Origin of the sequence: Pseudomonas asplenii, from assembly GCF_001293465.1 — a bacterium.
Classification (GTDB): domain Bacteria; phylum Pseudomonadota; class Gammaproteobacteria; order Pseudomonadales; family Pseudomonadaceae; genus Aquipseudomonas; species Aquipseudomonas fuscovaginae_B.
Genome location: NZ_JSYZ01000007.1, coordinates 83,717 through 109,867 on the forward strand (window position 1 = coordinate 83,717; position 26,151 = coordinate 109,867).

At 65.0% G+C, this 26,151-nt stretch carries 28 protein-coding genes; 12 read left to right on the plus strand and 16 right to left on the minus strand.

Annotated elements, in window-relative coordinates:
* Positions 1-267: 267 nt before the first annotated feature.
* Entirely contained in the window at positions 268-1,545 is a 1,278-nt protein-coding gene (locus PF66_RS10125) for a serine/threonine transporter (protein WP_054062590.1), read from the minus strand.
* A 488-nt stretch (positions 1,546-2,033) separates the two neighbouring features.
* Between PF66_RS10125 and PF66_RS10130 the strand changes: the two genes are divergently transcribed.
* Positions 2,034-2,579, plus strand: a complete 546-nt coding sequence (locus tag PF66_RS10130) for a DUF4946 domain-containing protein (RefSeq protein WP_054056452.1) — start codon at positions 2,034-2,036, stop codon at positions 2,577-2,579.
* A 10-nt stretch (positions 2,580-2,589) separates the two neighbouring features.
* Here the strand turns inward: PF66_RS10130 and PF66_RS10135 are convergent, their stop codons facing one another.
* The 6 genes from PF66_RS10135 to galU form a co-directional block, all read right to left on the minus strand.
* Positions 2,590-3,048, minus strand: a complete 459-nt coding sequence (locus PF66_RS10135; RefSeq protein ID WP_054056451.1) for a DUF2214 family protein — start codon at positions 3,046-3,048, stop codon at positions 2,590-2,592.
* Between the two features lie 210 nt (positions 3,049-3,258).
* On the minus strand, positions 3,259-4,218 hold the full coding sequence (locus PF66_RS10140; protein WP_054062591.1) for a quinone oxidoreductase family protein: 960 nt from the start codon (positions 4,216-4,218) through the stop codon (positions 3,259-3,261).
* A 34-nt stretch (positions 4,219-4,252) separates the two neighbouring features.
* Complete coding sequence (locus tag PF66_RS31915; protein WP_017906538.1) at positions 4,253-4,426, minus strand: DUF1427 family protein; 174 nt, start codon at positions 4,424-4,426, stop codon at positions 4,253-4,255.
* Between the two features lie 105 nt (positions 4,427-4,531).
* The gene (locus PF66_RS10145) at positions 4,532-5,299 is read right to left on the minus strand and encodes an AraC family transcriptional regulator (RefSeq protein WP_054059649.1); all 768 of its coding nucleotides are present in this window, start codon (positions 5,297-5,299) and stop codon (positions 4,532-4,534) included.
* Positions 5,300-5,301: 2 nt separating this feature from the next.
* Entirely contained in the window at positions 5,302-6,660 is a 1,359-nt protein-coding gene (gorA, locus tag PF66_RS10150) for a glutathione-disulfide reductase (protein WP_054059650.1), read from the minus strand.
* A 131-nt stretch (positions 6,661-6,791) separates the two neighbouring features.
* Positions 6,792-7,631 carry a UTP--glucose-1-phosphate uridylyltransferase GalU gene (galU, locus tag PF66_RS10155; RefSeq protein WP_054059651.1) on the minus strand — a complete coding sequence of 280 codons (840 nt, stop codon included), beginning with the start codon at positions 7,629-7,631 and terminating at the stop codon, positions 6,792-6,794.
* A 280-nt stretch (positions 7,632-7,911) separates the two neighbouring features.
* Here galU and PF66_RS33140 point away from each other — a divergent pair, with 280 nt between their 5' ends.
* Together PF66_RS33140 and PF66_RS10160 are read left to right on the plus strand one after the other, a co-directional pair.
* Positions 7,912-8,088, plus strand: coding sequence for a hypothetical protein (locus PF66_RS33140; protein ID WP_192842751.1), 177 nt, complete (start codon positions 7,912-7,914; stop codon positions 8,086-8,088).
* 19 nt (positions 8,089-8,107) lie between these two features.
* Entirely contained in the window at positions 8,108-8,389 is a 282-nt protein-coding gene (locus PF66_RS10160) for a hypothetical protein (protein WP_054059652.1), read from the plus strand.
* A gap of 20 nt (positions 8,390-8,409) precedes the next feature.
* On the opposite strand, the gene PF66_RS10165 is transcribed toward PF66_RS10160, so the two are convergent.
* Complete coding sequence (locus tag PF66_RS10165; protein WP_054059653.1) at positions 8,410-8,769, minus strand: hypothetical protein; 360 nt, start codon at positions 8,767-8,769, stop codon at positions 8,410-8,412.
* A 211-nt stretch (positions 8,770-8,980) separates the two neighbouring features.
* On the opposite strand from PF66_RS10165, the gene PF66_RS10170 reads away from it, so the two are divergent.
* Genes PF66_RS10170 through alkB form a run of 3 tightly spaced genes read left to right on the plus strand, consistent with a single transcriptional unit; the run spans position 8,981 to position 10,178 of the window.
* A complete protein-coding gene (locus PF66_RS10170) occupies positions 8,981-9,286 on the plus strand; it encodes a DUF1883 domain-containing protein (protein WP_017906757.1) in 306 nt (101 codons plus the stop codon).
* Between the two features lie 33 nt (positions 9,287-9,319).
* On the plus strand, positions 9,320-9,481 hold the full coding sequence (locus tag PF66_RS33110) for a hypothetical protein (RefSeq protein WP_162491336.1): 162 nt from the start codon (positions 9,320-9,322) through the stop codon (positions 9,479-9,481).
* A gap of 31 nt (positions 9,482-9,512) precedes the next feature.
* Positions 9,513-10,178, plus strand: coding sequence for a DNA oxidative demethylase AlkB (gene alkB, locus PF66_RS10175; protein ID WP_054062592.1), 666 nt, complete (start codon positions 9,513-9,515; stop codon positions 10,176-10,178).
* On the opposite strand, the gene PF66_RS10180 is transcribed toward alkB, so the two are convergent.
* Complete coding sequence (locus tag PF66_RS10180; protein ID WP_054059666.1) at positions 10,168-11,151, minus strand: MDR family oxidoreductase; 984 nt, start codon at positions 11,149-11,151, stop codon at positions 10,168-10,170. The genes alkB and PF66_RS10180 overlap by 11 nt on opposite strands.
* A 47-nt stretch (positions 11,152-11,198) precedes the next feature.
* Positions 11,199-11,834: a TetR/AcrR family transcriptional regulator gene (locus PF66_RS10185; RefSeq protein WP_054062593.1), complete on the minus strand. Its 636-nt coding sequence runs from the start codon at positions 11,832-11,834 to the stop codon at positions 11,199-11,201.
* Positions 11,835-12,032: 198 nt separating this feature from the next.
* Here PF66_RS10185 and PF66_RS10190 point away from each other — a divergent pair, with 198 nt between their 5' ends.
* From PF66_RS10190 to PF66_RS10210, 5 genes are all read left to right on the plus strand, one after another.
* On the plus strand, positions 12,033-13,097 hold the full coding sequence (locus PF66_RS10190; protein ID WP_054062594.1) for an NAD(P)H-dependent flavin oxidoreductase: 1,065 nt from the start codon (positions 12,033-12,035) through the stop codon (positions 13,095-13,097).
* A 134-nt stretch (positions 13,098-13,231) separates the two neighbouring features.
* On the plus strand, positions 13,232-13,999 hold the full coding sequence (gene modA / locus PF66_RS10195; RefSeq protein ID WP_054062595.1) for a molybdate ABC transporter substrate-binding protein: 768 nt from the start codon (positions 13,232-13,234) through the stop codon (positions 13,997-13,999).
* Entirely contained in the window at positions 14,000-14,680 is a 681-nt protein-coding gene (modB, locus tag PF66_RS10200) for a molybdate ABC transporter permease subunit (protein WP_054062596.1), read from the plus strand.
* 3 nt (positions 14,681-14,683) lie between these two features.
* Positions 14,684-15,772 carry a molybdenum ABC transporter ATP-binding protein gene (modC, locus tag PF66_RS10205; protein WP_054062597.1) on the plus strand — a complete coding sequence of 363 codons (1,089 nt, stop codon included), beginning with the start codon at positions 14,684-14,686 and terminating at the stop codon, positions 15,770-15,772.
* A gap of 70 nt (positions 15,773-15,842) precedes the next feature.
* On the plus strand, positions 15,843-16,862 hold the full coding sequence (locus PF66_RS10210) for a DNA topoisomerase IB (protein ID WP_054062598.1): 1,020 nt from the start codon (positions 15,843-15,845) through the stop codon (positions 16,860-16,862).
* Between the two features lie 15 nt (positions 16,863-16,877).
* On the opposite strand, the gene otnI is transcribed toward PF66_RS10210, so the two are convergent.
* Positions 16,878-17,663 (minus strand): 2-oxo-tetronate isomerase, encoded by a 786-nt coding sequence (gene otnI / locus PF66_RS10215; RefSeq protein WP_054059661.1) that lies wholly within the window; start codon positions 17,661-17,663, stop codon positions 16,878-16,880.
* 178 nt (positions 17,664-17,841) lie between these two features.
* On the opposite strand from otnI, the gene traD reads away from it, so the two are divergent.
* Positions 17,842-19,944: a type IV conjugative transfer system coupling protein TraD gene (traD, locus tag PF66_RS10220; protein WP_054059662.1), complete on the plus strand. Its 2,103-nt coding sequence runs from the start codon at positions 17,842-17,844 to the stop codon at positions 19,942-19,944.
* A gap of 67 nt (positions 19,945-20,011) precedes the next feature.
* Here the strand turns inward: traD and gabP are convergent, their stop codons facing one another.
* The 5 genes from gabP to PF66_RS10245 all read right to left on the minus strand — a co-directional run bounded on the left by gabP (position 20,012) and on the right by PF66_RS10245 (position 26,107).
* Complete coding sequence (gene gabP / locus PF66_RS10225; protein WP_054059663.1) at positions 20,012-21,418, minus strand: GABA permease; 1,407 nt, start codon at positions 21,416-21,418, stop codon at positions 20,012-20,014.
* A gap of 264 nt (positions 21,419-21,682) precedes the next feature.
* Positions 21,683-22,141 (minus strand): peptide-methionine (S)-S-oxide reductase MsrA, encoded by a 459-nt coding sequence (gene msrA / locus PF66_RS10230; protein ID WP_054059664.1) that lies wholly within the window; start codon positions 22,139-22,141, stop codon positions 21,683-21,685.
* Entirely contained in the window at positions 22,138-23,049 is a 912-nt protein-coding gene (locus tag PF66_RS10235) for a homocysteine S-methyltransferase family protein (RefSeq protein WP_054062599.1), read from the minus strand. The genes msrA and PF66_RS10235 overlap by 4 nt, the downstream gene beginning before the upstream one ends.
* Positions 23,046-24,092, minus strand: coding sequence for a glycine betaine ABC transporter substrate-binding protein (locus tag PF66_RS10240; protein ID WP_054062600.1), 1,047 nt, complete (start codon positions 24,090-24,092; stop codon positions 23,046-23,048). Before PF66_RS10240 ends, PF66_RS10235 begins: the two co-directional genes overlap by 4 nt.
* An 8-nt stretch (positions 24,093-24,100) precedes the next feature.
* A complete protein-coding gene (locus PF66_RS10245; protein WP_241494330.1) occupies positions 24,101-26,107 on the minus strand; it encodes an ATP-binding cassette domain-containing protein in 2,007 nt (668 codons plus the stop codon).
* Between the last annotated feature and the right edge of the window lie 44 nt (positions 26,108-26,151).

Below are 26,151 nucleotides of genomic sequence, written 5' to 3' on the forward strand. Positions count from 1 at the left end.
CCGGCATATCCAGACGGCCTTCAGCCGGGTTGCGAGGGATTGAGCGAGCGTTAGCACAAGACGGCGCACATGCTGCCGCATGGCCATTGGGCGAAGGCCACGGCGAAGGAAATGAACAGTTCCCGCAGACCGTGCGCCTGCACCGCAAGAATTTCTATCTGAAGCCTTGAGGTGGGAGCCGGCCTGCTGGCGATCCGGACAACGCGGTTTTAAGCCCTACCGCGTTGAGGCCATCGCCAGCAACCGTCTCCTGCAGGGGGTGTTGGATCAGGAGGCCAGCGAGTAGATCAGCGCCGAAATCGATACCAGACCGACCAGCGTGACGAACACGTTGGACAGATTGCCCGAGTACTGACGCATCGAGGGAACGCGGCGGATCGCATACATCGGCATCAGGAAAAGCAACGCGGCGATGATCGGCCCACCCAGGGTCTCGATCATGCCCAGGATGCTCGGGTTCAGCGTTGCCACCAGCCAGCAGACCACCAGCATGAAGGCCGCCGTCATGCGGTCCAGGGCGTTGGCACCGGGCTTGCGGCCGCTCTTGATGATCAGGCCCTTGAGTCCTTCACTGGCACCGATGTAATGGCCCAGGAACGACTTGGCGATCGCCACGAAGGCAATCAGCGGCGCGGCGAAGGCGATGGTCGGGTTGCTGAAATGGTTGGCCAGGTAAGACAGGATCGACAGGTTCTGCGCCTTGGCTTCGGCCAGTTGGGCCGGCGACAGGGTCAGCACGCAACTGAACACGAAGAACAGCACCATCACCACCATCAGCAGGTGGGCGCGGGACAGGATCTGGCTGCTGCGCTCTTCGGCGTGCGCCCCGTAACGGCGCTTCTGGTCCACGGCGAAGGCCGAGATGATCGGCGAGTGGTTGAACGAGAACACCATCACCGGAATCGCCAGCCACAGCGTGTGCAGCAGTGCCGAGGGCTCCGGCAGGCTGCTGGCGGTGGCGAGAATGCCGCCGTTCCAGTGCGGGATCAGGTACACCGCCAGGAGCGCCAGGGCGACGATGAACGGATAGACCAGCATGCTCATCGCCTTGACGATCAGTTGCTCACCACACCGTACCACCGCCAGCAGGCCGAGGATCAGCGCCAGGGACAGGATCGCCCGCGGCGGCGGCGCGATGTGCAACTGGTGTTCGAGGAAGCTGCCCACGGTGTTGGTCAGGGCGACACTGTAGATCAGCAGGATCGGGAAGATCGCGAAGAAGTACAGCAGGGTGATCAGCGCACCGGCGGTCAGGCCGAAATGCTCCTCGACCACTTCGGTGATGTCCGAACCATCGCGCCCGGAGAGCACGAAGCGGGTCAGGCCGCGGTGCGCGTAGAACGTCATCGGAAACGCCAGCAACGCCAGGATCAGCAGCGGCCAGAAGCCGCCCAGCCCCGCATTGATCGGCAGGAACAGGGTTCCGGCGCCGATCGCCGTGCCGAACAGGCCCAGCATCCAGGTGGTGTCGTGGCGGCTCCAGCCGCTCAGTGCAGCGGGAGCCGATTCATAGCGTTCGTCGACGCTGTTGGCCTGGTCATTCATCCGGTCGAGTCTCCGTTAGCCGGTCATTACCACGCGACCGGGGCGGAAAACAGCTTATTGGCAGCGCCCCGGCCATAAGAGGGGCGCGATTGTCCGGGATAACGCTTGAGAAGCAAAGGGCTAGCTGAGCAACGGTTGCCTGTGCCGGGGTTTCCGGGGGCGTCTGTGCCGTTGCCTGACGGCCTGTACGCCCTGGTTGCGACCTGTCGTCACAGCGCTGAAAAGCCGTACGTTCCTTGAACTTGCCGGCAATAGCCCACGCAATCGCGCATGGAGCCTGGATCCACCCTGGCGCTCAACGGCGGGTTCGGATTAAGTTGCTGATTCAGCAGGAAAAATGGAAATTCCGATAAAAATACCCAGGGGCGCGCCCCGTCGGGCACCCGAAGGCGCTCTCCCCACCCGGCCCCGCAGAAGAATCGGCCTGTGGCGCCCAACTATTGATACACTGTAACAACCCATTTCATCCTCCCTTGCCAGTACCCTCCATGATCCCAGTGCAATGTCGTGTCTGTTTCACCGCCCTGCTCCTGCTGCTGGGCGGCTCGTCCGCCCTCGCCGATGACCTGATGATCACCTGGCCAGGCGACTGGGAAGTGCAGACCCTGCCACCCGCGCAAAACGCCGTGGGCGAGGTAATCAGCGGTCTGCGCCAGCGTGCGGTGAAGAACGATGCCAACGGCGACCCGCTGATGGTCATGGAACTGACCCAGTCCGCCCTCACGCCCGGGCATCAGGTCAACCTGCCCGGCGTGCTGCTGGAAATGCGCAAGGCGGTCCAGAAGAACTTCGTCGAGCGCGGTTTCATGAGCGTCTGCAACCGCATCCACGACAGCACCCTGGGCGGCATGCCAGCGGTGGAAACCACCTGCACCATCACCCAGAACGGCGGCCACGTGATGACCCAGACCCTGGTGGCCGCGGCGCGTGAGGGCAAGGCCTACTCCCTGCTGTACGCCGGCTCCGCGGATGGCTACAAGGCCCAGGAAGCGACCGTCAATGGCATCCGCGCCAGCCTGCACCTGGAGCCCTGAACCACGGCCTTCAACCGGCCAGGAAGCCTCGGGCCATGCCACTGGCAGCGATCACGATCAGCATGATCAGCAGCGCCTCGACATGGCTCAGCCGGGCGAACAGCCGGGCACGGCGAATGTCGATAGAGGCGCCCTTCTTCTGCGCGATGCGCCACTTGATCAGGCTGATCATCGGTGTCAGCTCCAGCAGCAGGACAATCACGAACAGCGTCAGCTTGAGGTGAAACAGCGGCTGGTGCAGGTAATAGTCACTGCCCTTCTCGAAACCGCCGAAGGCGCGCAGACCACCGGTGATCAGCAGCACCGCGGCACTGATCCCCCACAGGTTGTCCCAGACGAAGACCGGGCGCAGATCGGTCGCAGCGCTGCCGCCAAGACGCAACAAGGCACCGCCCCGACCGAACACGGCGGCCAGGGCAATGCCGTAGGCCAGGAGGTGAAGAGCGGCCAGGAACCAGTGGACGAGCATGGTGGTGTCTCCATTGTTGGACACCACAGTTGTAGCTCACTCCCCCGATCTCTGCCGATGACTTCCTGCTGATGAGCGCCTGTAGGAGCCGGCGGTGCGGCGATCCGACTTGCCCGCGAAGCTTTCAGCGACCTCAAGGGCCTCTTCGCGGGCAAGCCCTGCTCCTACAGCGGGTCCTTCGTACGCATTTCGGTGTACGACTCCATCATCTCAAGGCAACAGAATCACCTTCTCGCTGCTGCCCTGGTTGACCTCGGCATAGCGCGTCGGCCCTTCGGCCAGCGGCGATTCGCGCAAGCCCGACGGCAGCTCCAGCAGCCCCTCATCGAAGAAACGCCCGAACTGTTCGAGCATCCGCGCGCAGGCCGCAGTGCCATAGAGCAGCGAATTGATCCCGACCACCGAGCCACCCTTGCGATACAGCGCCAGCGCCGGCAATTGCACATGCCCGTCGACCGGTGCGGCGATGATCGCGATACGGCCGAATGTCGCCAAGGCACCGACCGCCGCCGGCAGCCAGAAGCCGGTGGTATCGAAGATCACCTCGGCCCCCCCGGGGAACACGCCATTGACCGAGGCTGCCAGGTCTTCGGGCTGGCCCAGCACGACCGTCTCGAACCCCCGCGCCTGCAACGCCAGGGCCTGCTCCGGCCGACGGACTGCCGCCAGCACCTGCGCCCCACGGATCTTCGCCAGGGCGATCGCCGCACTGCCGACCGCGCCATTGGCGCCGATCACCAGCAGCCGGGTCCCGGCCTTCACCAGGCTACGCTCCAGGGCATCCCAGGCGGTGGTGTACGGCACACCGAGGCTGGCCGCCTGGGCAAAGCTCAAATGCGCCGGCTTGCGCGCCACCCCCTCGGCCGGCAGGGTCAGGTACTGCGCATGGGAACCGTCGCCGGTGAAGCCCAGTTCCTTGCCGGTGCCCCAGACTTCCTGGCCGAGCAGCGCCTGCGGGCCCTCGACCACCACTCCGGCGAAGTCCCGCCCGGGTACCCGCGGCAAGGTGGTGTAGGAAAAACGACCCAGTACGTTCTTCACATCGCTGGGGTTCAGGCCGGCAGCCTTGACCTGTACCAGCACCTCGCCGGCGGCGGGCACGGGCATGGGCAGGTCGACCCATTGCAGGGCGCAAAGATCACCGGTTTTCGAAAATTGCAGAGCTTTCATGGAGTGCGTATCCAGACAGGGAACGGAAAGGGGTTCAGGACAACCAGCCAGCCACCAGTTGCTTGCCCAGCGGCCAGGCCTTCTCGCCCAACTGCATGCCGAGCAAGCCCACCAGGGCCACGGCGGGAGGCGCCGGGGAACGGAAATCGAGCCCGCCGTACAGCAGCCCGACAGCAAGACCGATAACGAGAGAAATCAGGTAGCTCATGATGAAATCCAGGCTCCGAAAGGGAATGCCTGCAGTTTATGGCCGACAAACACGGGCTGTCGGCCAAAGGCTTCTGGATATCGGTCAAGCGAGGGAGAAAGGGGTTCAGTTCACCGGGTAATGCGAGGGCGAGATGCCCAGGGCCCGACGGAACATGTCGCTGAAGCTGCTGGGCGAATACCCCAGCGACCGGGCGATGCGGCTGACCGGTACGCCCTGGATCAGCTCGGCCACTGCGGTCGCCAACTGCACCTGGCGCCGCCATTCGGCGAAGCCCATGCCCAGTTCCGCCTGGAACAACCGCGCCAGGGTGCGCACGCTGGCCCCGGCGGTCTCGGCATGCTGGTCGAAGGAAATCGCCAGCGACGGGGCACTCATCACCGCCTGGCACACCGTCAGCAGGCGCCGGTCGCTGCCGGAAGGCAGGGCGATCTTCAACATCGAACGCCGCGCCCGCCGCAGCTCCAGCAGGGCCAGGCGGGTCAGTGCGTCGTAGTACTCGCCCTGGGTCTCGTCGGCCTGCGCCACCAGGCCGATGATCAATTCGCGCAGCAGGCCGCCGACCTCGATCACCTGCACCGTGCTTTCCAGCGTCGCGGCCAGGGCCGGACGCAGGTAGATGTTGCGCATCTGCAGGTCCGACACCACCCGGATCCCGTGGGAGACGCCCGGCGGCAGCCAGACTGCCCGCTGCGGCGGCACCGCCAGGGCCTCATGGGGCGTCTCGACCCACATCACCCCGGACATCGCATACAGCAACTGCCCCCAGGCATGCTCGTGGGGCTCGATGAACAAGCCCCGCGGGTAGGCCCGTGCCAGCGGTTGCACCGGCCGGTCGGTGTCACTCAGGTCGGGCGGCGCGGCCAGGGCCATGGTCAGCCCGCGACAGGCGTACGCAGGGTGACGAATTCTTCGGCCGCCGTCGGGTGCACGCCGATGGTTTCGTCGAAGTCACGCTTGGTCGCCCCGGCCTTCAGCGCAATCCCCAGCCCCTGAATGATCTCGCCAGCGTCCGGTCCGACCATGTGGCAACCCAGGACCTTGTCGCTACGGGCATCCACCACCAGTTTCATCAGGGTTTTCTCCTGGCAATCGGTCAGGGTCAGCTTCATCGGCCGGAAGCGGCTCTCGAAGATCGTCACCTCATGGCCCTGCTCCCGCGCCTGCTCCTCGGTCAGGCCGACGGTACCGATGTTCGGCTGGCTGAACACGGCGGTGGGGATCAGCTTGTAATCGACCGGGCGATACTGCTCGGGCTTGAACAGCCGCCGGGCGACGGCCATCCCTTCAGCCAGGGCCACCGGCGTCAATTGCACACGGCCGATCACGTCGCCCAGGGCGAGGATCGACGGTTCGCTGGTCTGGTACTGCTCGTCGACCTGGATGAAACCCTTCTTGTCCAGTTTCACCCCGGTGTTTTCCAGGCCCAGGTTGTCCAGCATCGGACGCCGCCCGGTGGCGTAGAAAATACAGTCGGCCACCAGCTCGCGACCGTCCTTGAGGGTGGCCTTGAGGCTGCCATCGGCCTGCTTGTCGATACGTTCGATATCGCTGTTGAACTGCAGCGTCAGGCCCTGCTTGGTCAGTTCCTCGGCCAGGTGCTTGCGCACCGCGCCATCGAAGCCGCGCAGGAACAGGTCGCCGCGATACAGCAGCTGGGTCTCGGCGCCCAGGCCGTTGAAGATGCCGGCGAACTCCACGGCGATGTAGCCGCCACCCACCACCAGGATGCGCTTGGGCAGTGCCTTGAGGAAAAACGCCTCGTTGGAACTGATGGCGTGCTCATGCCCCGGAATGTCGGGGATCTGTGGCCAGCCGCCAGTGGCGATCAGGATGTGTTTGGCGCTGTAGCGCTGGCCGTTGACCTCGACCTGATGCGGGTCGACCAGCTTGCCATGGCCTTCGAGCAGGGTGACGCCGCTGTTGACCAGCAGGTTGCGATAAATGCCGTTGAGGCGGTTGATTTCCTTGTCCTTGTTGGCGATCAGGGTCGCCCAGTCGAAGTTCGCTTCGCCCAGGGACCAGCCAAAACCCTTGGCCTGCTCGAAATCCTCGGCGAAGTGCGATCCGTAGACCAGCAGCTTCTTGGGTACGCAACCGACGTTCACGCAGGTGCCGCCCAGGTAGCGGCTTTCGACCACCGCCACCTTGGCTCCGAAACCGGCGGCAAACCGCGCCGCCCGCACACCGCCGGAACCGGCGCCAATCACAAACAGATCAAAATCGTAGGCCATGTCTATCTCCTCGGCAGGCACACAGCATACTCGCTGTAGCCTCTCAGGTCAGTTAGCCATTACATAAGGGCGCATAACAAAAAAGCCACCCGAAGGTGGCTTTTTCTGGAACGCTACGAAGCTGAAGGCGCTTAGTAGGCCTTGCCAGTCTTGTAGAAGTTCTCGAAGCAGAAGTTGGTCGCGTCGATATAGCCTTCGGCGCCACCGCAGTCGAAACGCTTGCCCTTGAACTTGTAGGCAATCACACAACCGTCCTGGGCCTGCTTCATCAGGGCGTCGGTGATCTGGATCTCGCCCCCCTTGCCCGGTTCGGTCTGCTCGATCAGGTTGAAGATGTCCGGCGTCATGATGTAGCGACCGATGATCGCCAGGTTCGACGGCGCATCTTCAGGTTTTGGCTTCTCGACCATGTTGCGTACGCGGTACAGGTCATCACCGATCAGGTCGCCGGCGATCACACCGTACTTGCTGGTTTCCTGCGGGTCGACTTCCATGATCGCCACGATGGTGCAGCGGTACTGCTTGTACAGCTTGACCATCTGCTTGAGGACGCCGTCGCCTTCCAGGTTGACGCACAGGTCGTCCGCCAGCACTACCGCGAACGGCTCGTCGCCGATCAGCGGACGACCGGTCAGAATGGCGTGGCCCAGGCCTTTCATTTCGGTCTGGCGGGTGTAGGAGAACGAGCACTCGTCCAGCAGGCGGCGGATACCGACCAGGTATTTCTCCTTGTCGGTGCCCTTGATCTGGTTTTCCAACTCGTAGCTGATGTCGAAGTGGTCTTCCAGCGCGCGCTTGCCGCGGCCGGTGACGATCGAGATCTCGTTCAAGCCAGCGTCCAGCGCTTCTTCGACGCCGTACTGGATCAGTGGCTTGTTCACCACCGGCAGCATTTCTTTGGGCATGGCCTTAGTCGCTGGCAGGAAGCGAGTACCGTAACCGGCTGCTGGGAACAAGCATTTCTTGATCATATGAGTCCTTAAAAAGGGCGGTGTGTACGAGTTTCGGCGCAGTCTAATCAGGCGGCGGTCACCTTACAATGCCCCGCTGATAGCATCCTGACGCCAACATAGAGAAAAACGACGGCAGATAGTTCCAAGGCATCGACAAATAGTCTGACGCCCGGTATTCGAGGCGACTGATGAGCCCCTCCTGCCCCACCTTCAAAACCCTGATTCTAGCTGCTGATAGCGGCTCGCGCCGGGTTCTGCGCTATCATCGTGACATTTCCCCAACCAGTGAGACGAAGCGATGTCGGCAGCGAAGAAAGTGAACGGTTACCTGATTACCCAGGCCACCGATGGCCAATGGTGGGTGGCCGGTGTCGACGGCGAGCAGATTGCCGGGCCGTTCGCGACCGAGGCCCTGGCCAGCGAAGTGGCCTCGGTGTTCGAGGATACCCCCGCCCCAACGGCCAAGCGCCGCTAAAAATAAAGGGCTGAACGACATGAAGGGTTTTCTGGCATTGCTCGCGGTACTGGCCCTGGCGGGATGCGCAACGGCCTCCAAAACCTACCTGGACAACGGCCAGCAAGGCCTGGAAATCGATTGCTCCGGCGAAGCGATGTCCTGGGCCAAATGCTACGAAAAGGCCGATGACTCCTGCGCGGGTACCGGCTACACCATCGTCGGCACCGATGGCACGCCGCAGCCGAAGGAAAGCGACAAGACCCTGGGCGTGGACGTCGGCAACTTCAAGAGCCGCACCGTGGTCGTGATCTGCAAGTGACCGGCGTGGGCGGGCCGGCCTCAGGGCTGGCCTGAAATGCAGCGGGTCGCCGCATCGAGCACCGCGCTGGAACGCAGCGGGTTGTTCGACATGCTTTCATAGAGGCGGATGCTGCTGCCCCCCGAACGCTCCTCGATATCGAGCAGGGCCGCCGGCGAACTCGACAGACGATCGCGCACCACCATCCTGATCCCGCTCTTGTGCGGGGTCAGCAACGAAGGACCGCGGCTCTTGTTCAGAATCGTGTCCACACAGTTGGCATATTCATTGGGCTTCTTGCCCGAAATTACATTCAGCGTCGGCGGTGTCTGCTGGATTTCCGAAACACTTGCACATCCGCCCAACGCCAACATCGCAGCGACCCAAGCGCCCCACTTCATGAAAAACCCTCCAATAAAGACGCTCCGACAGCATCAATGCGATTTTTCTCCGTTGCGAAGAGGAATTTAATCCAACTTTTATGGCGACAAGCCGGTGTAATCCGTCAGACTTGTCACCCTACCCGCAGAATCCATCCATCGCAGCGATAAAACCAGGCTGCGCCACATGCTATCTTTTTGATTTTGTAGAAAAAGCCTTCTGGAGGCGGTCATGAAATTCATCCACCAGCGCGAGCACCTCAACGAAGACGACATCGTCGTGATCGAATGCTCCCAGACCTGCAACATCCGCCTGATGAGCGACGCCAACTTCCGCAGCTTCAAGAACGGCGGCCGCCACACCTACCACGGCGGCGCCTTCGACACCTTCCCGGCCCGGATCACCGTGCCCAGCACCGGTTTCTGGAACATCACCCTGGACACCGTGGTGACCAAGCGCGCCATCAGCGTCACCCGCAAGCCGAACCTCAAGCATTCGATCCGCATCATCCGTCGCTCCGCCTCGAAGCTGCGCTGAATCTCCCCTTTCCTTTTAGTGAGTGGAATGACCGTGACTACCAAATACGTCATCAAGTACACCCTCAACGGTGAACGCCGTTTCGAGTTCGCCCAGTTGGAGAACGGCACAGAGGCCGAGGCCCGTGCCGCGCTGGAAGCCGTGCATGGCAAGGACGATGTGATTGCCGACGTGAAAGTCAGCAAGGCGCTGTAAGCGCCGCGCCGGACAATGCCGCGAGCAGCGCATGACCCTTGATCTGTTTGCCGACGACGAACTGCGCCAACCCGAACGCCACGAGCGGATCGGCGAGCAATCGTGGGTGCTGCGCGGCTTTGCCCTGCCCCGGATCGAGCAACTGCTCCCGGCCCTGCGCGAGGTGTTGCGCCAGGCGCCGCTTCGGCAGATGGTCACCCCCGGCGGCTTCACCATGTCGGCCAGCCTGAGCAGTTGTGGCCGTTGGGGCTGGACCAGTGACCGCGACGGCTATCGCTACAGCGCCGTCGACCCGCAAAGCGGCCAGCCCTGGCCGGCGATGCCCGAGGTGATTCGGCAGTTGGCCGTCGACGCCGCCAGGGCAGCGGGTTTCGAAGACTTCGAACCCGATGCCTGCCTGATCAACCGTTACGTGCCGGGAGCGAAGATGTCCCTGCATCAGGACCGCAACGAGCGCGATCTCGGCGCCCCGGTGGTCTCGGTCTCGCTGGGGCTGCCGGCGATGTTCCTGTTCGGCGGCCACGAACGCGCCGACAGGAGCCAGCGCATCCCGCTGCTGCACGGCGATGCGGTGGTCTGGGGTGGCGTCGACCGCCTGCGCTTTCACGGCATCCTGCCGGTCAAGGACGGTCACCATCCAGTACTGGGGGCCCAGCGCATCAACTTCACCCTGCGCCGTGCCGCCCTCAACGGTTGACGTCCACCACCACTCGTCCACGCACGTGCCCGGCGAGTAGGCGCGGCGCGACCTCCAGGGCTTCCTGCAGACCGATTTCGTGACTGATCAATGCCAGTTGCTGGAGATCGAGGTCCCTTGCCAGGCGCTCCCAGGCCAGGATGCGCTGCGCCCTGGGCTGGGTCACGCTGTTGATCCCGGCCAGGGTCACGCCACGCAGGATGAACGGCGCCACCGTTGCCGGAAAGTCCATGCCCTGGGCCAGGCCGCAGGCGGCGACGGTGCCATTGGCGCGGGTGCTCGCACAGACATTGGCCAGGGTATGGCTGCCCACCGAATCGATGGCGGCGGCCCAGCGTTCCTTCGCCAGCGGCTTGCCCGGTTGCGACAGGGTCTGGCGATCGATGATCTCGGCGGCGCCCAGCCGTTGCAGATAATCATGCTCGCAGGTGCGCCCGGTCGAGGCCACCACCCGATAACCGAGCCGGGCCAGCAGCGCCACGGCAAAGCTGCCGACACCACCGTTGGCGCCGGTCACCAGCACTTCGCCCTGGTCCGGCGTCAGGCCACTGCGCTCCAGCGCCAGGATACTGAGCATCGCGGTGTAGCCGGCGGTGCCGACGGCCATGCTCTGCGCCGGGGTAAAGCCCCTGGGCAGCGGGATCAGCCAGTCGCCGCTGAGCCTGGCCTTCTGCGCCAGGCCACCCCAATGCCCTTCGCCGACACCCCAGCCATTGAGCAGCACCCAGTCGCCGGCCTGATAGTCGGCATGACTGCTGTGCTCCACCGTCCCCACCAGGTCGATGCCCGGCACCATGGGGAAACTGCGCACCACCGGGCTGGCCCCGGTGATCGCCAACCCGTCCTTGAAGTTCAGAGTGCTGTAGGCCACCCGCACCGTCACATCGCCTGGCGGCAATTGTGTTTCATCGAGAGAGGCCAGGTTGGCCCGGTAACCGCTTTCGTCCTTTTCGATCAGGATGCCGCTGAACATGCTCACCTCCAATTTAGACCGATCGTCTAGAAATAGTCCTGAAAAAACTACCGCGCCAGGCTGCCCATGAACCCCTGCATGAAGGTCTCCAGCGGAGCCTCGCTTCCCACCAGCCGGGCCCGCAGTACCGCGCCTTCCCAGCCGATCCAGAAGAAAGTCGCCAGGGCCGGACAATCGGCGGTCACCGCCAGCTCACCGGCCTGTTGCGCCGCCTGCAGGCAAACGCTCAGGCGCTGCTCCCAACTGCGCAGCACCGCCTCCAACTGCTCACGGTAGCTGTCCGGCAATTGGGTCACTTCCTGGCCCAGGTTGCCCACCAGGCAGCCGCGGCGAAAAGCGTGTCGGGCCATGCCGGCCTTGGCCTCATCGACGAAACCGCGCAGACGCTGCAAGGGCGACAGCGATTCGTCCAAAAACCAGCGGTCGAGCTTGCGCGCGAAGTAGCCGGCGTAATTGGCCAGCACCGCCTGGCCAAACGCTTCCTTGCTGTGGAAGTAGTGATAGAACGAGCCCTTGGGCACCCCGACCCGCTTGAGCACGACATCGATACCGGTGCTCATGAAGCCTTGTTCGGTGAGGATTTCCGTGCCACAGCGCACCAGCAGCTCGCGGGTCTGCTGGTGTTCCCGAGGCACCTTCGGCGGGCGGCCGGGCTTGCGTGGCACAACGTTGCGGGTCGTCATGGGAACAATATAGACCGATCGTCTCAAAAATGCATCCGACCCGGGTCGTGATATCGGCTCGATCGACCAGGCCGAGGCTTTCGCAACGCTACCGAGCCTGCTCAGGCGCAGAAGTCACTGGCCTGGCCGATGGCATTCCTGATACAAACCTGTGCTGTTCCCGTCGCCATTCCCTTATCTGCCCGGAGAGAAGTCGTCATGAGCAACTGGCCCGACACCCGTCTGCTTGAGCTGTTCGGCATCCAGCAACCGATCATCCAGGGCCCCCTGGCGGGGGTGACCACGCTGGCGATGCTGGTGGGGGTCGCCAGGGCCGGCGGCCTGGCCTCCCTGCCCGCCGCCATGCTGACCGCCGAACAGATCCGCCAGCACACCGAGGCGTTTCGCCGCGCGGTCCAGGCTCCCCTGAACATCAACTTCTTCTGCCACCCGATGCCCACCCCGGACCCGGAGCGGGAAAAGCGCTGGAAGGAACGCCTGGCGCCCTACTACCGCGAGCAGGGCCTGGACTTCAACGCCCCCACACCGGTGTCCAGCCGTGCGCCCTTCGACGAAGGCAGTTGCCAACTGGTGGAAGAACTGCGTCCGGAGATCGTCAGCTTCCACTTCGGCCTGCCGCCCCAGCCCATGCTCGACCGGGTCAAGGCCACCGGCGCGACCCTCGTCGGCTGCGCCACCACCGTGGATGAAGCCCTCTGGCTGCAGGAACGCGGCTGCCACGCGATCATCGCCATGGGGGTCGAGGCCGGCGGCCATCGCGGCATTTTCCTGAGCAACGACCTCAACACCCAGGTCGGCACCATGGCCCTGGTTCCGCAGATTGTCGACGCGGTGAAGGTCCCGGTGATCGCCGCCGGCGGCATCGGTGATGCACGGGGCATCGCGGCGGCCTTCATGCTCGGCGCGAGCGCGGCGCAGTTGGGCACCAGCTACCTGTTCACCCCGGAGGCGAAGGTCTCGGCGTCTCACCACCAGGCGCTGCGCACCGCCAAGGAAAGCGAGACGGCCCTGACCAACCTGTTCACCGGCCGCCCGGCGCGCGGGATCATGAACCGGGTCATGCGCGAACTGGGACCGATGAGCGACATGGCGCCGGCGTTCCCGCTGGCCGGCGGCGCGCTCATGCCCCTGCGGGCCAAGGCCGAGGCGGACTTCAGCAACCTGTGGTCGGGCCAGGCCCTGCGGCTGGGGGTGCAATTGCCTGCCGAGGAACTGACCCGGCAACTGGCGCAGCAGGCACTGGCCAGGTTGCAGGGCCGCTGATCGTGGGGGGATGGCCCACTCGCCATGGCCATGAAATCGCTATATATTTCCCTATATAGCGTTTCATCCCAGCCGGCGCCGCACACGTCCTATAGCAAGCGACGCCCGTCCCACCCCTTGAACGGAGCCGCTTCATGATCACTCGTGCCTCACGCCTTGCCCCGACCTGCCTCGCCGCCCTGCTCGGCGTGTTCGCCTTCGCCCCGGTCCAGGCCGCCGAAGTCCAGGTGGCCGTCGCCGCCAACTTCACCGCGCCGATCCAGGCGATCGCCAGCGACTTCAAGAAAGACACCGGGCACAAGCTGATCGCCGCCTACGGCGCCACTGGCCAGTTCTATACCCAGATCAAGAACGGCGCGCCATTCGAAGTGTTCCTCGCCGCCGACGACACCACCCCGGCCAAACTGGAGAAGGAAGGCGACATCGTGGCCGGCTCGCGCTTCACCTACGCCGTCGGCACCCTGGCCCTGTGGTCGGCCAAGGACGGTTACGTCGATGCCAAAGGCCAGGTGCTCAAGGACAATCACTACCAGCACCTGTCCATCGCCGACCCGAAGGCCGCCCCCTACGGCCTGGCCGCCACCCAGGTCCTGGCCAAGCTGGGCCTGACCGACAAGGTCAAGGACAAGCTGGTCACCGGCCAGAACATCACCCAGGCCTACCAGTTCGTGTCCACCGGCAACGCCGAGCTGGGCTTCGTCGCCCTGTCGCAGGTCTACAAGGACGGCAAGCTCACCAGCGGTTCGGCGTGGATCGTCCCGGCCGACCTGCATGAAGCGATCAGGCAGGACGCGGTGATCCTCAACAAGGGCAAGGACAATGCCGCCGCCAAGGCGCTGGTGGAATACCTGAAGGGCCCGAAAGCTGCGGCCATCATCCACGCCTATGGCTACGCCCTGTAAATGCCGCTCGACAGTACCGACTTCGCCGCGATCTGGCTGACGCTGAAACTGGCGTCGCTGACCACGGTGATCCTGTTGCTGGTCGGCACCCCCATCGCCCTGTGGCTGTCGCGCACCCGATCCTGGCTGCGCGGGCCGATCGGCGCGGTGGTGGCCCTGCCGCTGGTGCTGCCGCCGACGGTAATCGGCTTCTACCTGCTGCTGGCCTTCGGCCCTCACGGTTTCATCGGGCATTTCACCCAGGCCATCGGCCTGGGCACCCTGACCTTCAGCTTCACCGGCCTGGTCATCGGTTCGGTGATATACTCGATGCCGTTCGTGGTCCAGCCGCTGCAAAACGCCTTCAGCGCCATTGGCACCCGCCCGCTGGAAGTGGCCGCGACCCTGCGCGCCAACCCCTGGGACACCTTCTTCAGCGTGATCCTGCCGCTGGCGCGTCCCGGTTTCATCACCGCCGCGATTCTCGGCTTCGCCCACACCGTCGGCGAGTTCGGCGTGGTGCTGATGATCGGCGGCAATATCCCGGACCGGACCCGCGTGGTTTCGGTCCAGATCTACGACCACGTCGAGGCCATGGAATACCTCCAGGCCCACTGGCTGGCCGGCGCCATGCTGGTGTTCTCCTTCCTTGTCCTGCTGGCGCTGTACTCGAGCAGAAAAACCAGGATGGGCTGGAGCTGAGCCATGACCGCCTCGATACAGACCCGCCTGAAACTGCACTACCCGGGCTTCGCCCTGGATCTGGACCTGCGCCTGCCCGGCCGCGGTGTGACCGCGCTGTTCGGCCCCTCGGGTTCGGGCAAGACCACCTGCCTGCGCTGCCTCGCCGGCCTGGAAAAAGCCCCGCAGGCCTTCATCCAGGTCAACGACGAAATCTGGCAGGACAGCGACCGCCAACGCTTCGTGCCCCCGCACAAGCGCGCCCTGGGTTACGTGTTCCAGGAAGCCAGCCTGTTCCCGCACCTCTCGGTGCGGGCGAACCTGGAGTTCGGCCTGCGCCGCATTCCCCGGGCCCAGCGGCGGGTGGACATGAGCCAGGCCTGTGAGCTGCTGGGCATCAGCCACCTGCTGGAGCGTCACCCGCAACACCTCTCCGGCGGCGAACGCCAGCGTGTCGGCATCGCCCGGGCGCTGCTCACCAGCCCTCGCCTGCTGCTGATGGACGAACCCCTCGCCGCGCTCGACAGCCAGCGCAAGACCGAGATCCTACCGTACCTGGAACGCCTGCATGACGAGCTGGATATTCCGCTGCTCTACGTCAGCCATTCCCAGGACGAGGTCGCCCGCCTGGCCGATCACATCGTCCTGTTTTCCGCCGGCAAGGCGCTGGCCAGCGGGCCGATCGGCACCACCCTGGCGCGGCTCGACCTGCCCCTGGCCCTGGGCGACGACGCCGGGGTGGTGATCGCCGGCCAGGTCAGCGCCTACGACCCGCACTATCAGCTCGTGACCCTGCAACTGCCCGGCAGCCCATCGAACATCCGCGTGGCGCACACCCCGCAGGCCATCGGCAGGCAATTGCGCTGCAAGGTCCAGGCGCGCGACGTCAGCCTCAGCCTGCAGGTGGAAGAACACAGCAGCATTCTCAACCGCCTGCCGGTCACCGTCACCGGCGAAACCGCCGCGGACAACCAGGCCCATGTGCTGGTGCGGCTGGATGCCGACGGCACCCCGCTGCTGGCGCGGATCACCCGCTACTCGCGCGACCAGTTGCAACTGCGGACCGGCCAGCGGCTCTGGGCACAGATCAAGGCGGTGGCGGTACTGGCCTGATAAAAGGCACCTCCGGGCACGGCCGCGGTCAATCGGTCATACCGTCTGATTCTCCTTCAAGGACGCCGCCATGCCCGATGCTTCAGCCCCCGCCGAGCTGTCACCCGACCTGCATTACGTCGACGACACCCAGCCAGGTATCCGCCGCAGGAAATGGCGCAAGCGGTTCGCCTATTTCAATGCCGAGGGCGAGCGCATTCGCGACCCGCAGGAGATCCGCCGCCTCGACGCCCTCGCCGTACCCCCGGCCTACACCGACGTGTGGATCTGCGCCGATCCGCAAGGCCACCTGCAAGCCACCGGGCGCGATGCCCGGGGCCGCAAGCAGTACCGCTATCACCCGCGTTGGCGGGAGATCCGCGATCAGGACAAGTACGCCCGGCTGCTGGCCTTCGGCAAGGCGCTGCCCAAGTTGCGGCAACAGTTGCAAACGATCCTGGCGAAACCGGGGTTCAACCGCGACAAGGTCATGGCCACGGTGATCAGCCTGCTCGACACCACCCTGATCCGCATCGGCAACAGCCGCTACGCCCGGGAGAATCGCTCCTACGGCCTGACCACCCTGCGCAACCGGCATGTCGCGATCAACGGCAGCGCCATCGTCTTCCAGTTCCGTGGCAAGAGCGGCGTCGAGCACCGGGTCACGGTCAGGGACCGGCGCCTGGCCACGGTACTCAAGCGCTGCCTGGAACTGCCCGGCCAGCACCTGTTCCAGTATCTGGACGAAAACGGCGAGCGGCATGTCGTCAGCTCCTCGGACGTCAACGCCTCCCTGCAGGAACTGACCGGTGCCGATTTCACCGCCAAGGACTTCCGCACCTGGGCCGGCAGCGCCATGGCCCTGACGGTGCTGCGTGAACTGCACTGGGAACCGGAGGCCGAGGCCAAACGGCAGATCGTCGAAACGGTCAAGAGCGTCGCCAGGCAGTTGGGCAATACCCCGGCCGTGTGCCGCAAGTGCTACATCCATCCCGGCGTCCTCGAGGCCTTCGTCCTCGGTGAGCTGGCCAGCTTGCCCAAGCCGAGGCTGCGCAAGGGCCTGCACCTGGAGGAAGTCGGCCTGGCGATGTTTCTGCAACGCCAGGCGTGACACAGCCCCCGTCGGTCAGTGCCGGGCCTTCCAGTCCCGCAGCCATTGCAGGCCGGCCGAGGTGTTGCCCCGTGGGCGATACTCGCAACCGATCCAGCCCTGGTAGCCCAACTGGTCGATCAGTTCGAACAGCCAGGGGTAGTTCACCTCGCCCAGGTCCGGCTCGTGGCGATCCGGTACTCCGGCGATCTGGATATGGCCGATATGGGCCAGGTCGCGGCGCAAGGTGGTGGCCAGGTCACCTTCGACGATCTGGCAGTGGTAGCAGTCGAACTGCACCTGCAGGTTGGCTGCGCCGACCGCCTCGCGAATGGCATGGGCCTGGTCCTGGCGGTTGAGGAAAAAGCCGGGCATGTCCCGTGGGTTGATCGGCTCCAGCAGCACCGTCACCCCGACCTTGGCGGCCGCCGAAGTGGCATGGGCGAGGTTTTCCAGGTAGGTCGCCTGATGGCGTTCGCGGCTGGCATCGGCGGGCAACAGGCCGGCCATCACATGGATATGCCGGTTGCCCAGTACGCTGGCGTACTCCAGGGCCCTGGCAAAACCGTCGCGGAACGCCTGCTCACGGCCGGGCAAGGAAACGATACCGCGCTCTCCCGCCGCCCAGTCGCCCGGCGGTGCATTGAACAGCACCTGGTGAAGGCCATGGTCGTCCAGGCGTTGTTTCAGTTCCTGCACGGGATAGTCGTAGGGAAACAGGTATTCCACCGCCTCGAAACCATCGGCGGCGGCGGCCTGGAAACGATCCAGGAAGTCGTGTTCCGGGTAGAGCATGCTCAGGTTGGCAGCAAAACGGGGCATGGGAATTCTCGGTGTCCGTGGCGAAAGGCGTAGCAATACACAAGGTTGGCGGATCGGGCAATGACACATGATGGCCGCGAACGGCCAAACCCGCCCGGCCCGTTCCGGTTTTACCGCAGCGCAGGGCCTCCCACCCTGCCACCCTAGGCCTTCGAGATCACCACGGAGCGCCACTCCCATGACCCAACAGCATACGGTCGAGGTGCTGCTGCGCCCGGCCGTGGAGTTGTACACCGTCGCCGTCTGCGCCGGCTGCATCGGGCTGTGCCTGTTCGCGCCCTGGGTACTTGGCCTGACACCGCTGTTCGGTGCACTGACGGCACTGGGTTATCTGCTGCTGGGCTGGATACGTTTGCGCCAGGCACTGATGGTACTGCGCTTTCGCCGCAATATCCGGCGCCTGCCGCGCTATGTCATTACCAGCCAGCGCATCCCGGTCAGTCACCAGCGGCTGTTCGTCGGTGCGGGTTTCAAATGGGAGCAACGGCATACCCAGCGCCTGATGCAGACCTACCGCCCGGAATTCCGTCGCTATGTCGAGCCTTCGCCGCTGTTCCTGCAGGCCCGCCGACTGGAACGACGCCTGGAACAGGCGCGTTTGCCCCTGAGCCTGCTGCCTCGCCTCACCGCCTGGGACAGTCCGTTGAACCCGGTACGGCCGCTGCCACCGGTAGGCGGCTCGCCCCGCCTGCATGGCGTGGAGCCCGATGAAGTCGAGGTGTCACTGCCCCTCGGCGAACGCGTCGGCCACAGCCTGGTGCTGGGCACCACCCGGGTCGGCAAGACTCGCCTGGCCGAGCTGTTCATCACCCAGGACATTCGCCGGGTCAAACGCATCGAGGGGCGCACGGAATTCGAACCGGTGATCGTCTTCGACCCCAAGGGCGATGCCGACCTGCTCAAACGCATGTACGTGGAAGCGCGCCGCGCCGGACGCGACAAGGAATTCCATGTGTTCCACCTCGGCTGGCCGGATATTTCAGCCCGCTACAATGCCGTCGGCCGCTTCGACCGGATCTCCGAGGTGGCCAGCCGGATCTCCGGGCAACTGTCCGGCGAAGGCAGCAGCGCCGCGTTCCGCGAGTTCGCCTGGCGCTTCGTCAATATCATCGCCCGGGCCCTGGTGGAGTTGGGCAGCCGCCCGGACTACCTGAAGATCCAGCAGCACGTGATCAATATCGATGCCTTGTTCATCGACTACAGCCACCACTACTTCGCCCGTCATGACCCGGATGCCTGGGAGTTGATCGCCGGCCTCGAAGGCAAGCTCAACGAAAAGACCACCCCGCACAACATGCGCGGCCGCCAGCCACGGGTCACGGCCATCGACCAGTACCTGTCGCGCACCCGGGTCGCCGACCCGGTGATGGACGGCCTGCGCTCCGCCGTACGCTACGACAAGACCTACTTCGACAAGATCGTCGCCTCGCTGCTGCCGCTGCTGGAAAAACTCACCACCGGACGCATGGCCGAACTGATCTCGCCGGACTACGGCGCCCTCGACGATCCGCGGCCGATCTTCGACTGGATGCAGGTGATCCGCAAGCGCGCAGTGGTGTATGTCGGGCTCGATGCGCTGTCCGACCCGGAGGTCGCCGCGGCGGTGGGCAACTCGATGTTCGCCGACCTGGTCTCGGTGGCCGGGCATATCTACAAGTTCGGCGTCGACGACGGCCTGCCCCACGCCGACCGCGAACAGAAGATCCCGATCAACCTGCACGCCGACGAATTCAACGAACTGATGGGCGAGGAGTTCATCCCGATGATCAACAAGGGCGGCGGCGCCGGCATCCAGGTCACCGCCTACACCCAGACCCTCAGCGACATCGAGGCCCGGCTCGGCAACCGTGCCAAGGCCGGCCAGGTGGTCGGCAACTTCAACAATCTGTTCATGCTGCGGGTACGCGAGACCGCCACGGCGGAACTGCTGACCCGACAATTGCCCAAGGTCGATGTGTACTCGACCACCCTGGTCAGCGGTGCCACCGACAGCTCGGATGCGTCGGGCAGCACCGACTTCACCAGCAACACCCAGGACCGGGTCAGTTCGACCTGCGTGCCGCTGATCGAGCCGGCCCACGTCGTCAGCCTGCCCAAGGGCCAGGCCTTCGCCCTGATCGAGGGCGCCAACCTGTGGAAGGTCCGCATGCCCCTGCCCGCCCCCGATCCGGACGAGAGCATGCCCAGGGACCTGCAGGCCCTGGCCGCCCACATGCGCAGGCGCTACGCCGACGGCGGTGGCGAATGGTGGAGCGCCTCGACGGCGCCCGGCTCGTCCTGAGCGATGTCGCAGAGTGCGCGACGTACAGCCTGCGAATACCCCTGCGACAGCAGTTGATCCAACCCTGTCAGGCATCGCTCAGCAGGCTGGCCTTTTCCGGCTGCCCATGCTGACGGGCCGTCACCAACCCGATAAAGGAAATCGCCAACGCCAGGACGATGGTCGAGGTCACTTCCGTGCGGTGCTCGGGCGTTGCCATCATTACCCCCAGTGCCGCGCAGATGAAGGCGATCACCAGGTAGGTCAGCCACGGGAACAGCCACATGTGAAAGGCCAGCTCGATGTTCTGCCGCTGCAGGCGCCGACGCATGCGCAACTGCGAGATCGCGATCACCAGGTACACCAGCAGCGCGATTGCACCGGAACTGGCCAGCAGGAAATCGAACAGGCCAGCCGGGGCGAAGTAGCTGAACAGGGTCACGCCGGCACCGAGCACACTGCTGGCGATCACCGCCGCACGCGGCACACCGGCCGACGAGGTTCGCTTGAGTGGCCGGGGCGCATCACCGCGCTTGCCCAGCGAGAACAGCATGCGCGAGGCGATATAGATCGACGAGTTCATGCAACTGGCCACGGCGATCAGCACCACCGCATCCACCATGAACTTGGCGTGGGGAATGTTCATCAGTTCCAGTGCCCGCTGGTAGGAGCCCACCGTCGTCAGTTGCGGATCGTTCCAGGGCACCACGGAGATGACCACGAAGATCGACAGCAGGTAGAACACGCCGATCCGCCAGATCACCGAACGGGTCGCCTTGGCGATGTTGCGCGACGGATCGTTGGATTCGGCTGCGGCGATGGTCACCGCCTCGGTACCGATGAAACTGAACATGATGGTGATGAATGCACCGACCACCGCCGACAGGCCATTGGGCGCAAAACCACCGTGCTCGGCCATGAGCCGGCTCAGGCCGCTGGCCTCGCGCTCGGGAACCCAGCCCATCAGCACGGCGAAACCGACGCCGATGAAACCGATGATCGCCACGACCTTGGCCATGGCGAACCAGAATTCGAACTCGCCGTACTTGGACACGCTGAACAGGTTGGTCACCACCAGCAGCACGATCGACAGCAGGGCGAACAGCCAGGCATCGATCCCCGGGAACCACTGGTTGAGCACATGTCCGGCGGCCAGGGCCTCGATCGGGATCACCAGCACCCAGAACCACCAGTAGAGCCAGCCGATGGTGAAGCCGGCCCAGCGGCCGATGGCCTGGTCGGCGTAGGTGGAGAAGGAACCGGTGTCGGGATTGGCGACGGCCATTTCGCCGAGCATGCGCATCACCAGCACCACCAGCAGCCCGGAAAACAGATAGGCCAACAGCACGGCGGGACCGGCCGCGGCAATGGCATGCCCCGAACCGACGAACAGGCCTGCACCGATGATCCCTGCGATAGACAGCATCGTGACATGGCGCGGCTTGAAGCCCTGCGCCAATTGGCCGTTGGAATCCTTGGGGTTCAGGCTATGCATTGTTTTTCTTCCCTAAAGCGTCGCAACGAGACGGCACGCCACTTTACGGACTTTGAGCGACAGGCAAATGTCCTGAGCACGTCGCTCATCGAACTGATTTCGACATGGAACGATCGTGCCTGGAGCCGGCGATCCGGCGTCCGGATTCATTCACGAACGGGGTCAGCGGAAACATCCCGAGCCATTGATTCGGCCGCCCGCCAGAGCCGGATCCTGTAGCCTCCAGAGGCTCTGGCAGCAGGAGCAGCAACAGCTGCAAAAGGTTCAGGCGTGGCTGATCGAGCAGGCCGTCAGACCGTTTCTCTCCAGATAACGCTGCTGGTCCTCTGCCGCCAGCTCGAACGTTCCCAGCGGCACGACGACCGTGGCGATGGCCCGGTTGAACCGCCTCGAAGCCTCGAGTTCCGCCCGTGCCAATTCGGCAATGGCCGCCTGCTGCGGCGAGTGGACAAAGATCGCCGAACGATATTTCACCCCGATATTATCGCCCTGACGGTCCCGCGACGTCGGGTCATGCAGCCCCCAGAACGCCTCGACCAGCGCCGGATAGTCGATGACGCCAGGATCGAAATCGACCTGAACCACCTCGATCAGCGGCTCGCTGCGACCCGCTTGCGCCGCGTAGCCGACCCGGCTGTCCACCACTCCGTGCAGCTCGCGCAAGGCCGCTTCGGCACCCCAGAAACAGCCCGCGCCGAAGGTGGCCTGTTGTAACCCGCTCATGAGCTCACCTCCCCTGCTTGCAAGTGCTCGTTCAATTGCCGGATGTGCTCCGGGCCGATACCGCAGCAGCCACCGACGATCAGCGCGCCTTCATCGACCCAGCGCTGCGCCCATTGCAGGTAGGCCGCCGGGCCCAGGTCGGCACGAATATCGAGCAGGGTGTCGTTGGCCTGGGCGTCTTCGCTGACCGGCGCAAACGCGTTGGCATAGACCCCCAGTTGCAGTTCGCCGGCCTGCGCCGCGAGTGCCTGTCGCGCGCTGATCAACGCCGGGCCCATGCTCTCGGGCTGGCTGCAGTTGAACAGCAGCGCACTGGCACCCAGTTCCAGCGCCACCTGCGCCGCCTGCTCGATGCTTTCGCCGGAGCGCAGGCGCGGTACATCGTCTGGCAAGGCGTCCACCAGGGTGAAAGACAGCCACAGCGGCTTGTCGTCACGGCCCAGCGCCTCGCGTACCGCCCGGGCCTCGGCCAGGGAACTCTGGGTTTCCGCCAGCCACAGGTCGACATGCGGGCCCAGGCCGGCAATCAGCTCACGGTGAATGGCCAGCGAACGCTGGTGGTCGAACAGATCCGGCCGATAGGAACCCAGCGCCGGGGGCAGCGAACCGGCCACCCGCACATCGGTCCCCTCGGCCGCCTCCCGCGCCAGTCGGCCGGACAGCGCCGCCAGCCCACGGCCATCGCTGGCGAAACGCGCCTCACCGATATGAAACGGCACCACCGCGTAGCTGTTGCTGGTGATCACCCGGGCACCGGCCTCGATAAAGGCGCGGTGTACCCGGGTCACATGCTCCGGGCCCTGCAACAGCGCCAGCGCCGACCACTCCGGCTGCCGGAACGGCGCTCCGATACGCTTGAGTTCGCGCCCCATGCCGCCGTCGAGCAGCGTCAATGCGCGCCGGCTCATTGCGCCGCCACCTTGTCGCCAGCAGCCTGCAGCCACTGGTTGACGGTCGCCGGGTTGGCCGCGACCCAGGCCTTGGCGGCCTTTTCGGCCGGTTGCTTTTCACGCTCGATCTTCAGGATCAGTTCGTTCAGCGAGGTCGGGTCGATGCTCACGTTCTCGAGGAACGCGGCGATACGCGGCGCGCGCTGGCGCAGGCTGGCGGATGCGAGAATGTGCACCTTGGCATCCGGATAGGCGCAGGTGATGCTGCTCTTGTTCAGCCAGTCGGTATCGACGGTCGGGCTGATGAACTTCCAGCAGCCGTCGGCCTTGTACAGCGGGTCGCCCTTCTTGTTGTCCTGGGCGTAGCCGTCGAACGGCGGCTCATCCAGGCGACGCAGGTCATAGGCGGAGAAGATCCAGTCCGGGGTGTAGGCATAAAACACCACGCCACGCCCGGCCTTGTAGGCGGCATCCAGGCGCGCGTAGGTGACCGCGGCCTCGGTGGAGACCGACTCGAAGTTCCTGGCGAAGCCGAAGTCCTTGGCCTTGATCTCGCCGATGTAGGTCGACTCCCAGCCGGCCGGCCCCACCAGCAGTTGCGCCTGGCCACCGCCGGGCGGCGCGAACAGCTGGGCCACCTCGGGTTTGCGCAGGTCATAGACCGACTTCACACCGTACTTGTCCTGGATGTAGCCGGGAATGTAGAAGCCCTGCACACCAAGGTAAGGCTGCTTGTTGGGGACCAGCGAACGGGTACCGCCGGTGACGTACCTGGCCCATGCCGCCGACTGGTTCGGCAGCCAGATGTCGGTGAGCACGTCGACCGAACCATCGCCCTTGGCCGCGGCGGCGAACAGCACCGGCACGTCACCGGCCAGATAGGAGACATCGCCGTCGAGCCGGGAACTGATAATGTCGCCGAGGATGTACTGGATGGCGACGGCGCCGGTCCAGTTCTGCTCGCCGATGACGATCTTGTCCTTGGCCAGTGCTGCCGTGGCCGGCAGCAAGGCCCCCAGCAGAGCGGCGCCGGCCAGGGCGCGGGAGAGGAACTTGGGCATGAACGGGGTTACTCCTGAATGAAACGATGACGTTTGCGAAGGGAAGCCTGGATGATCCGGTCCGGTACCAGGGCACAAAAAACGATGGCGATGCCGGCGAGAACGCCCTCACCGCCCTTGATGTTGCGCAGCGCGGTCATGACGTCGTAGCCCAGGCCGCCCGCGCCGATCAGCGCTGCGACGACCACCATCGACAGGCTCATGACGATGGTCTGGTTGACGCCCAGCAGCAGCGAACCGGCCGCCAGGGGCAACTCGACCCGGGTCAGCGTCTGCCAGGGTGTCGCCCCATGGGCCACGGCTGCCTCCACCGCCGCCTTGGGCACCTCCTGGATGCCGAGAGCGGTGAGACGAATCATCGGTGCCAGGGCGAAGACCACCGTGGCGATGACCGCAGGCGTCTTGCCCACGGAAAAGAACGCCACCGCCGGAATCAGGTAGACGAAGGTCGGCAGGGTCTGCATGACGTCCAGCCATGGCGTGATCAGGCGCCGCGCCAGGGGCCGCTTGGCCAGCAGGATGCCGGTGGGAATGCCGATCAGCAGCGACAGCAGCACGGAGGCGCCAACCAGGGCGATGGTCGAGACGGTGTGTTCCCAGAAGCCGAACAGGCCGATATAGCCCAGAGCCAGGGCACAGGTCAGGGCCAGCGGCGCACCGGCGCTGCGCCAGGCCAGGTAGACCAGCGCCAGCGCAGGCACCGGCCAGGGGATCCAGCTCAATGCGCCTTCCACGCCCTCGATGACCGAGCGCACCGCGACAATCACCCCGACGAAGGCGCTTTCGAAGGTCAGTTGGGACCAGCCGATCAACCGGTCGATGCCACCCGCAATCGCCAGCATGCTGTCGCGGTCGGCCGGAAACTGCAGCCAGACACCGGCCGCGGCTGCGGGCAATGCCCAGGCGTGCGGCGCACGGCCCTGAGCGTGACGGCTCAACCCGGCACTGGCGGCGCGGTTGCCCAGCAGTACGGCCAGGGCAACGGCCACGCCCACGCTGGAACCGCTGCGCCAACTGCCGCCAAGCAATGCCAACGATGCCAGTTCGATCAGCAGTGCCAGCCAGAACAGCCCATTGCGTCCGACCGCGGCCAACGCAGCCGGGCCCAGCAGCCAGGAAGTGAGGCCCGTCTTGCCCGATACGGTCTGCGTCACGTGCGCCGGTGCTGCGTCCTCTGGCGCGCCGGGCACCGCCAACGGCGCGGCAGCGCGCGGCCGCTCATCGAAGAAGTCCGCCACGCCGGCATCCGCCGGGTGTTCGAGCAGTTCCTGCGGCGTGCCGACCTGGATCAGCTCGCCAGCGCGCAACACGGCAATGCGATCGGCCAGGCGCAGGGCCTCGCCCGGGTCATGGGTGACCAGCAAGGTGGTGATGCCGCGCTCACGTACCAGTTGCAGGAAGCGCCCCTGGAGGTCGCGGCGGATGGTCGGGTCCAGGGCGCTGAACGGCTCATCCATCAGCAGGATGTCGGGCTCGGTCACCAACGCCCGCGCCAGTCCGACCCGTTGCTGCATACCGCCGGACAGCTCATGGGGAAAATGCTCGCCCCACTCCGCCAGCCCCACCGCCTGCAATTGTCGCTGTGCCGCAGCCAGCCGGGCGGCCTCCGGCTCGCCGCGCAGTTCGAGGGGCAGGGCCACGTTGTCACGCACGCTGCGATGGGGCAACAGGCCGAAATGCTGGAACACCATGCCGATGCGCTGCGAGCGCAACTCGCGCAGCGCCTGGGCCGACAGGCTGCCCAGGGCCGTGCCCTCGATCAGCACCTCGCCGCTGCTCGGTTCGATCAACCGGTTGACGTGGCGCAACAGTGTCGACTTGCCGCTGCCCGATGTACCCATCAGGCACAGCACTTCGCCGCGCCGTACCGCCAGGCTCACGTGCTCCACGGCATTGTTCGAGGTGTGCCGCCCATTGCCGGCATAGCACTTGGTCACGCCGCGGAACTCCAACGCGATATCGCAGGCCGAGGACGGCAGCGGGGAGAGGGTTGGCGCGTGGGAAGGCACCGGCACGGCGGCACTCTCCCGGCCCCTGGCAATCAGTTGGTATTCACTAG

Coding starts and splice junctions, on each gene's coding strand:
- PF66_RS10125 (WP_054062590.1), bottom strand. CDS start 1,545: ATGAATGACCAGGCCAACAGCGTCGACGAACGCTATGAATCGGCTCCC.
- PF66_RS10130 (WP_054056452.1), top strand. CDS start 2,034: ATGATCCCAGTGCAATGTCGTGTCTGTTTCACCGCCCTGCTCCTGCTG.
- PF66_RS10135 (WP_054056451.1), bottom strand. CDS start 3,048: ATGCTCGTCCACTGGTTCCTGGCCGCTCTTCACCTCCTGGCCTACGGC.
- PF66_RS10140 (WP_054062591.1), bottom strand. CDS start 4,218: ATGAAAGCTCTGCAATTTTCGAAAACCGGTGATCTTTGCGCCCTGCAA.
- PF66_RS31915 (WP_017906538.1), bottom strand. CDS start 4,426: ATGAGCTACCTGATTTCTCTCGTTATCGGTCTTGCTGTCGGGCTGCTG.
- PF66_RS10145 (WP_054059649.1), bottom strand. CDS start 5,299: ATGGCCCTGGCCGCGCCGCCCGACCTGAGTGACACCGACCGGCCGGTG.
- gorA (WP_054059650.1), bottom strand. CDS start 6,660: ATGGCCTACGATTTTGATCTGTTTGTGATTGGCGCCGGTTCCGGCGGT.
- galU (WP_054059651.1), bottom strand. CDS start 7,631: ATGATCAAGAAATGCTTGTTCCCAGCAGCCGGTTACGGTACTCGCTTC.
- PF66_RS33140 (WP_192842751.1), top strand. CDS start 7,912: ATGTCGGCAGCGAAGAAAGTGAACGGTTACCTGATTACCCAGGCCACC.
- PF66_RS10160 (WP_054059652.1), top strand. CDS start 8,108: ATGAAGGGTTTTCTGGCATTGCTCGCGGTACTGGCCCTGGCGGGATGC.
- PF66_RS10165 (WP_054059653.1), bottom strand. CDS start 8,769: ATGAAGTGGGGCGCTTGGGTCGCTGCGATGTTGGCGTTGGGCGGATGT.
- PF66_RS10170 (WP_017906757.1), top strand. CDS start 8,981: ATGAAATTCATCCACCAGCGCGAGCACCTCAACGAAGACGACATCGTC.
- alkB (WP_054062592.1), top strand. CDS start 9,513: ATGACCCTTGATCTGTTTGCCGACGACGAACTGCGCCAACCCGAACGC.
- PF66_RS10180 (WP_054059666.1), bottom strand. CDS start 11,151: ATGTTCAGCGGCATCCTGATCGAAAAGGACGAAAGCGGTTACCGGGCC.
- PF66_RS10185 (WP_054062593.1), bottom strand. CDS start 11,834: ATGACGACCCGCAACGTTGTGCCACGCAAGCCCGGCCGCCCGCCGAAG.
- PF66_RS10190 (WP_054062594.1), top strand. CDS start 12,033: ATGAGCAACTGGCCCGACACCCGTCTGCTTGAGCTGTTCGGCATCCAG.
- modA (WP_054062595.1), top strand. CDS start 13,232: ATGATCACTCGTGCCTCACGCCTTGCCCCGACCTGCCTCGCCGCCCTG.
- modB (WP_054062596.1), top strand. CDS start 14,000: ATGCCGCTCGACAGTACCGACTTCGCCGCGATCTGGCTGACGCTGAAA.
- modC (WP_054062597.1), top strand. CDS start 14,684: ATGACCGCCTCGATACAGACCCGCCTGAAACTGCACTACCCGGGCTTC.
- PF66_RS10210 (WP_054062598.1), top strand. CDS start 15,843: ATGCCCGATGCTTCAGCCCCCGCCGAGCTGTCACCCGACCTGCATTAC.
- otnI (WP_054059661.1), bottom strand. CDS start 17,663: ATGCCCCGTTTTGCTGCCAACCTGAGCATGCTCTACCCGGAACACGAC.
- traD (WP_054059662.1), top strand. CDS start 17,842: ATGACCCAACAGCATACGGTCGAGGTGCTGCTGCGCCCGGCCGTGGAG.
- gabP (WP_054059663.1), bottom strand. CDS start 21,418: ATGCATAGCCTGAACCCCAAGGATTCCAACGGCCAATTGGCGCAGGGC.
- msrA (WP_054059664.1), bottom strand. CDS start 22,141: ATGAGCGGGTTACAACAGGCCACCTTCGGCGCGGGCTGTTTCTGGGGT.
- PF66_RS10235 (WP_054062599.1), bottom strand. CDS start 23,049: ATGAGCCGGCGCGCATTGACGCTGCTCGACGGCGGCATGGGGCGCGAA.
- PF66_RS10240 (WP_054062600.1), bottom strand. CDS start 24,092: ATGCCCAAGTTCCTCTCCCGCGCCCTGGCCGGCGCCGCTCTGCTGGGG.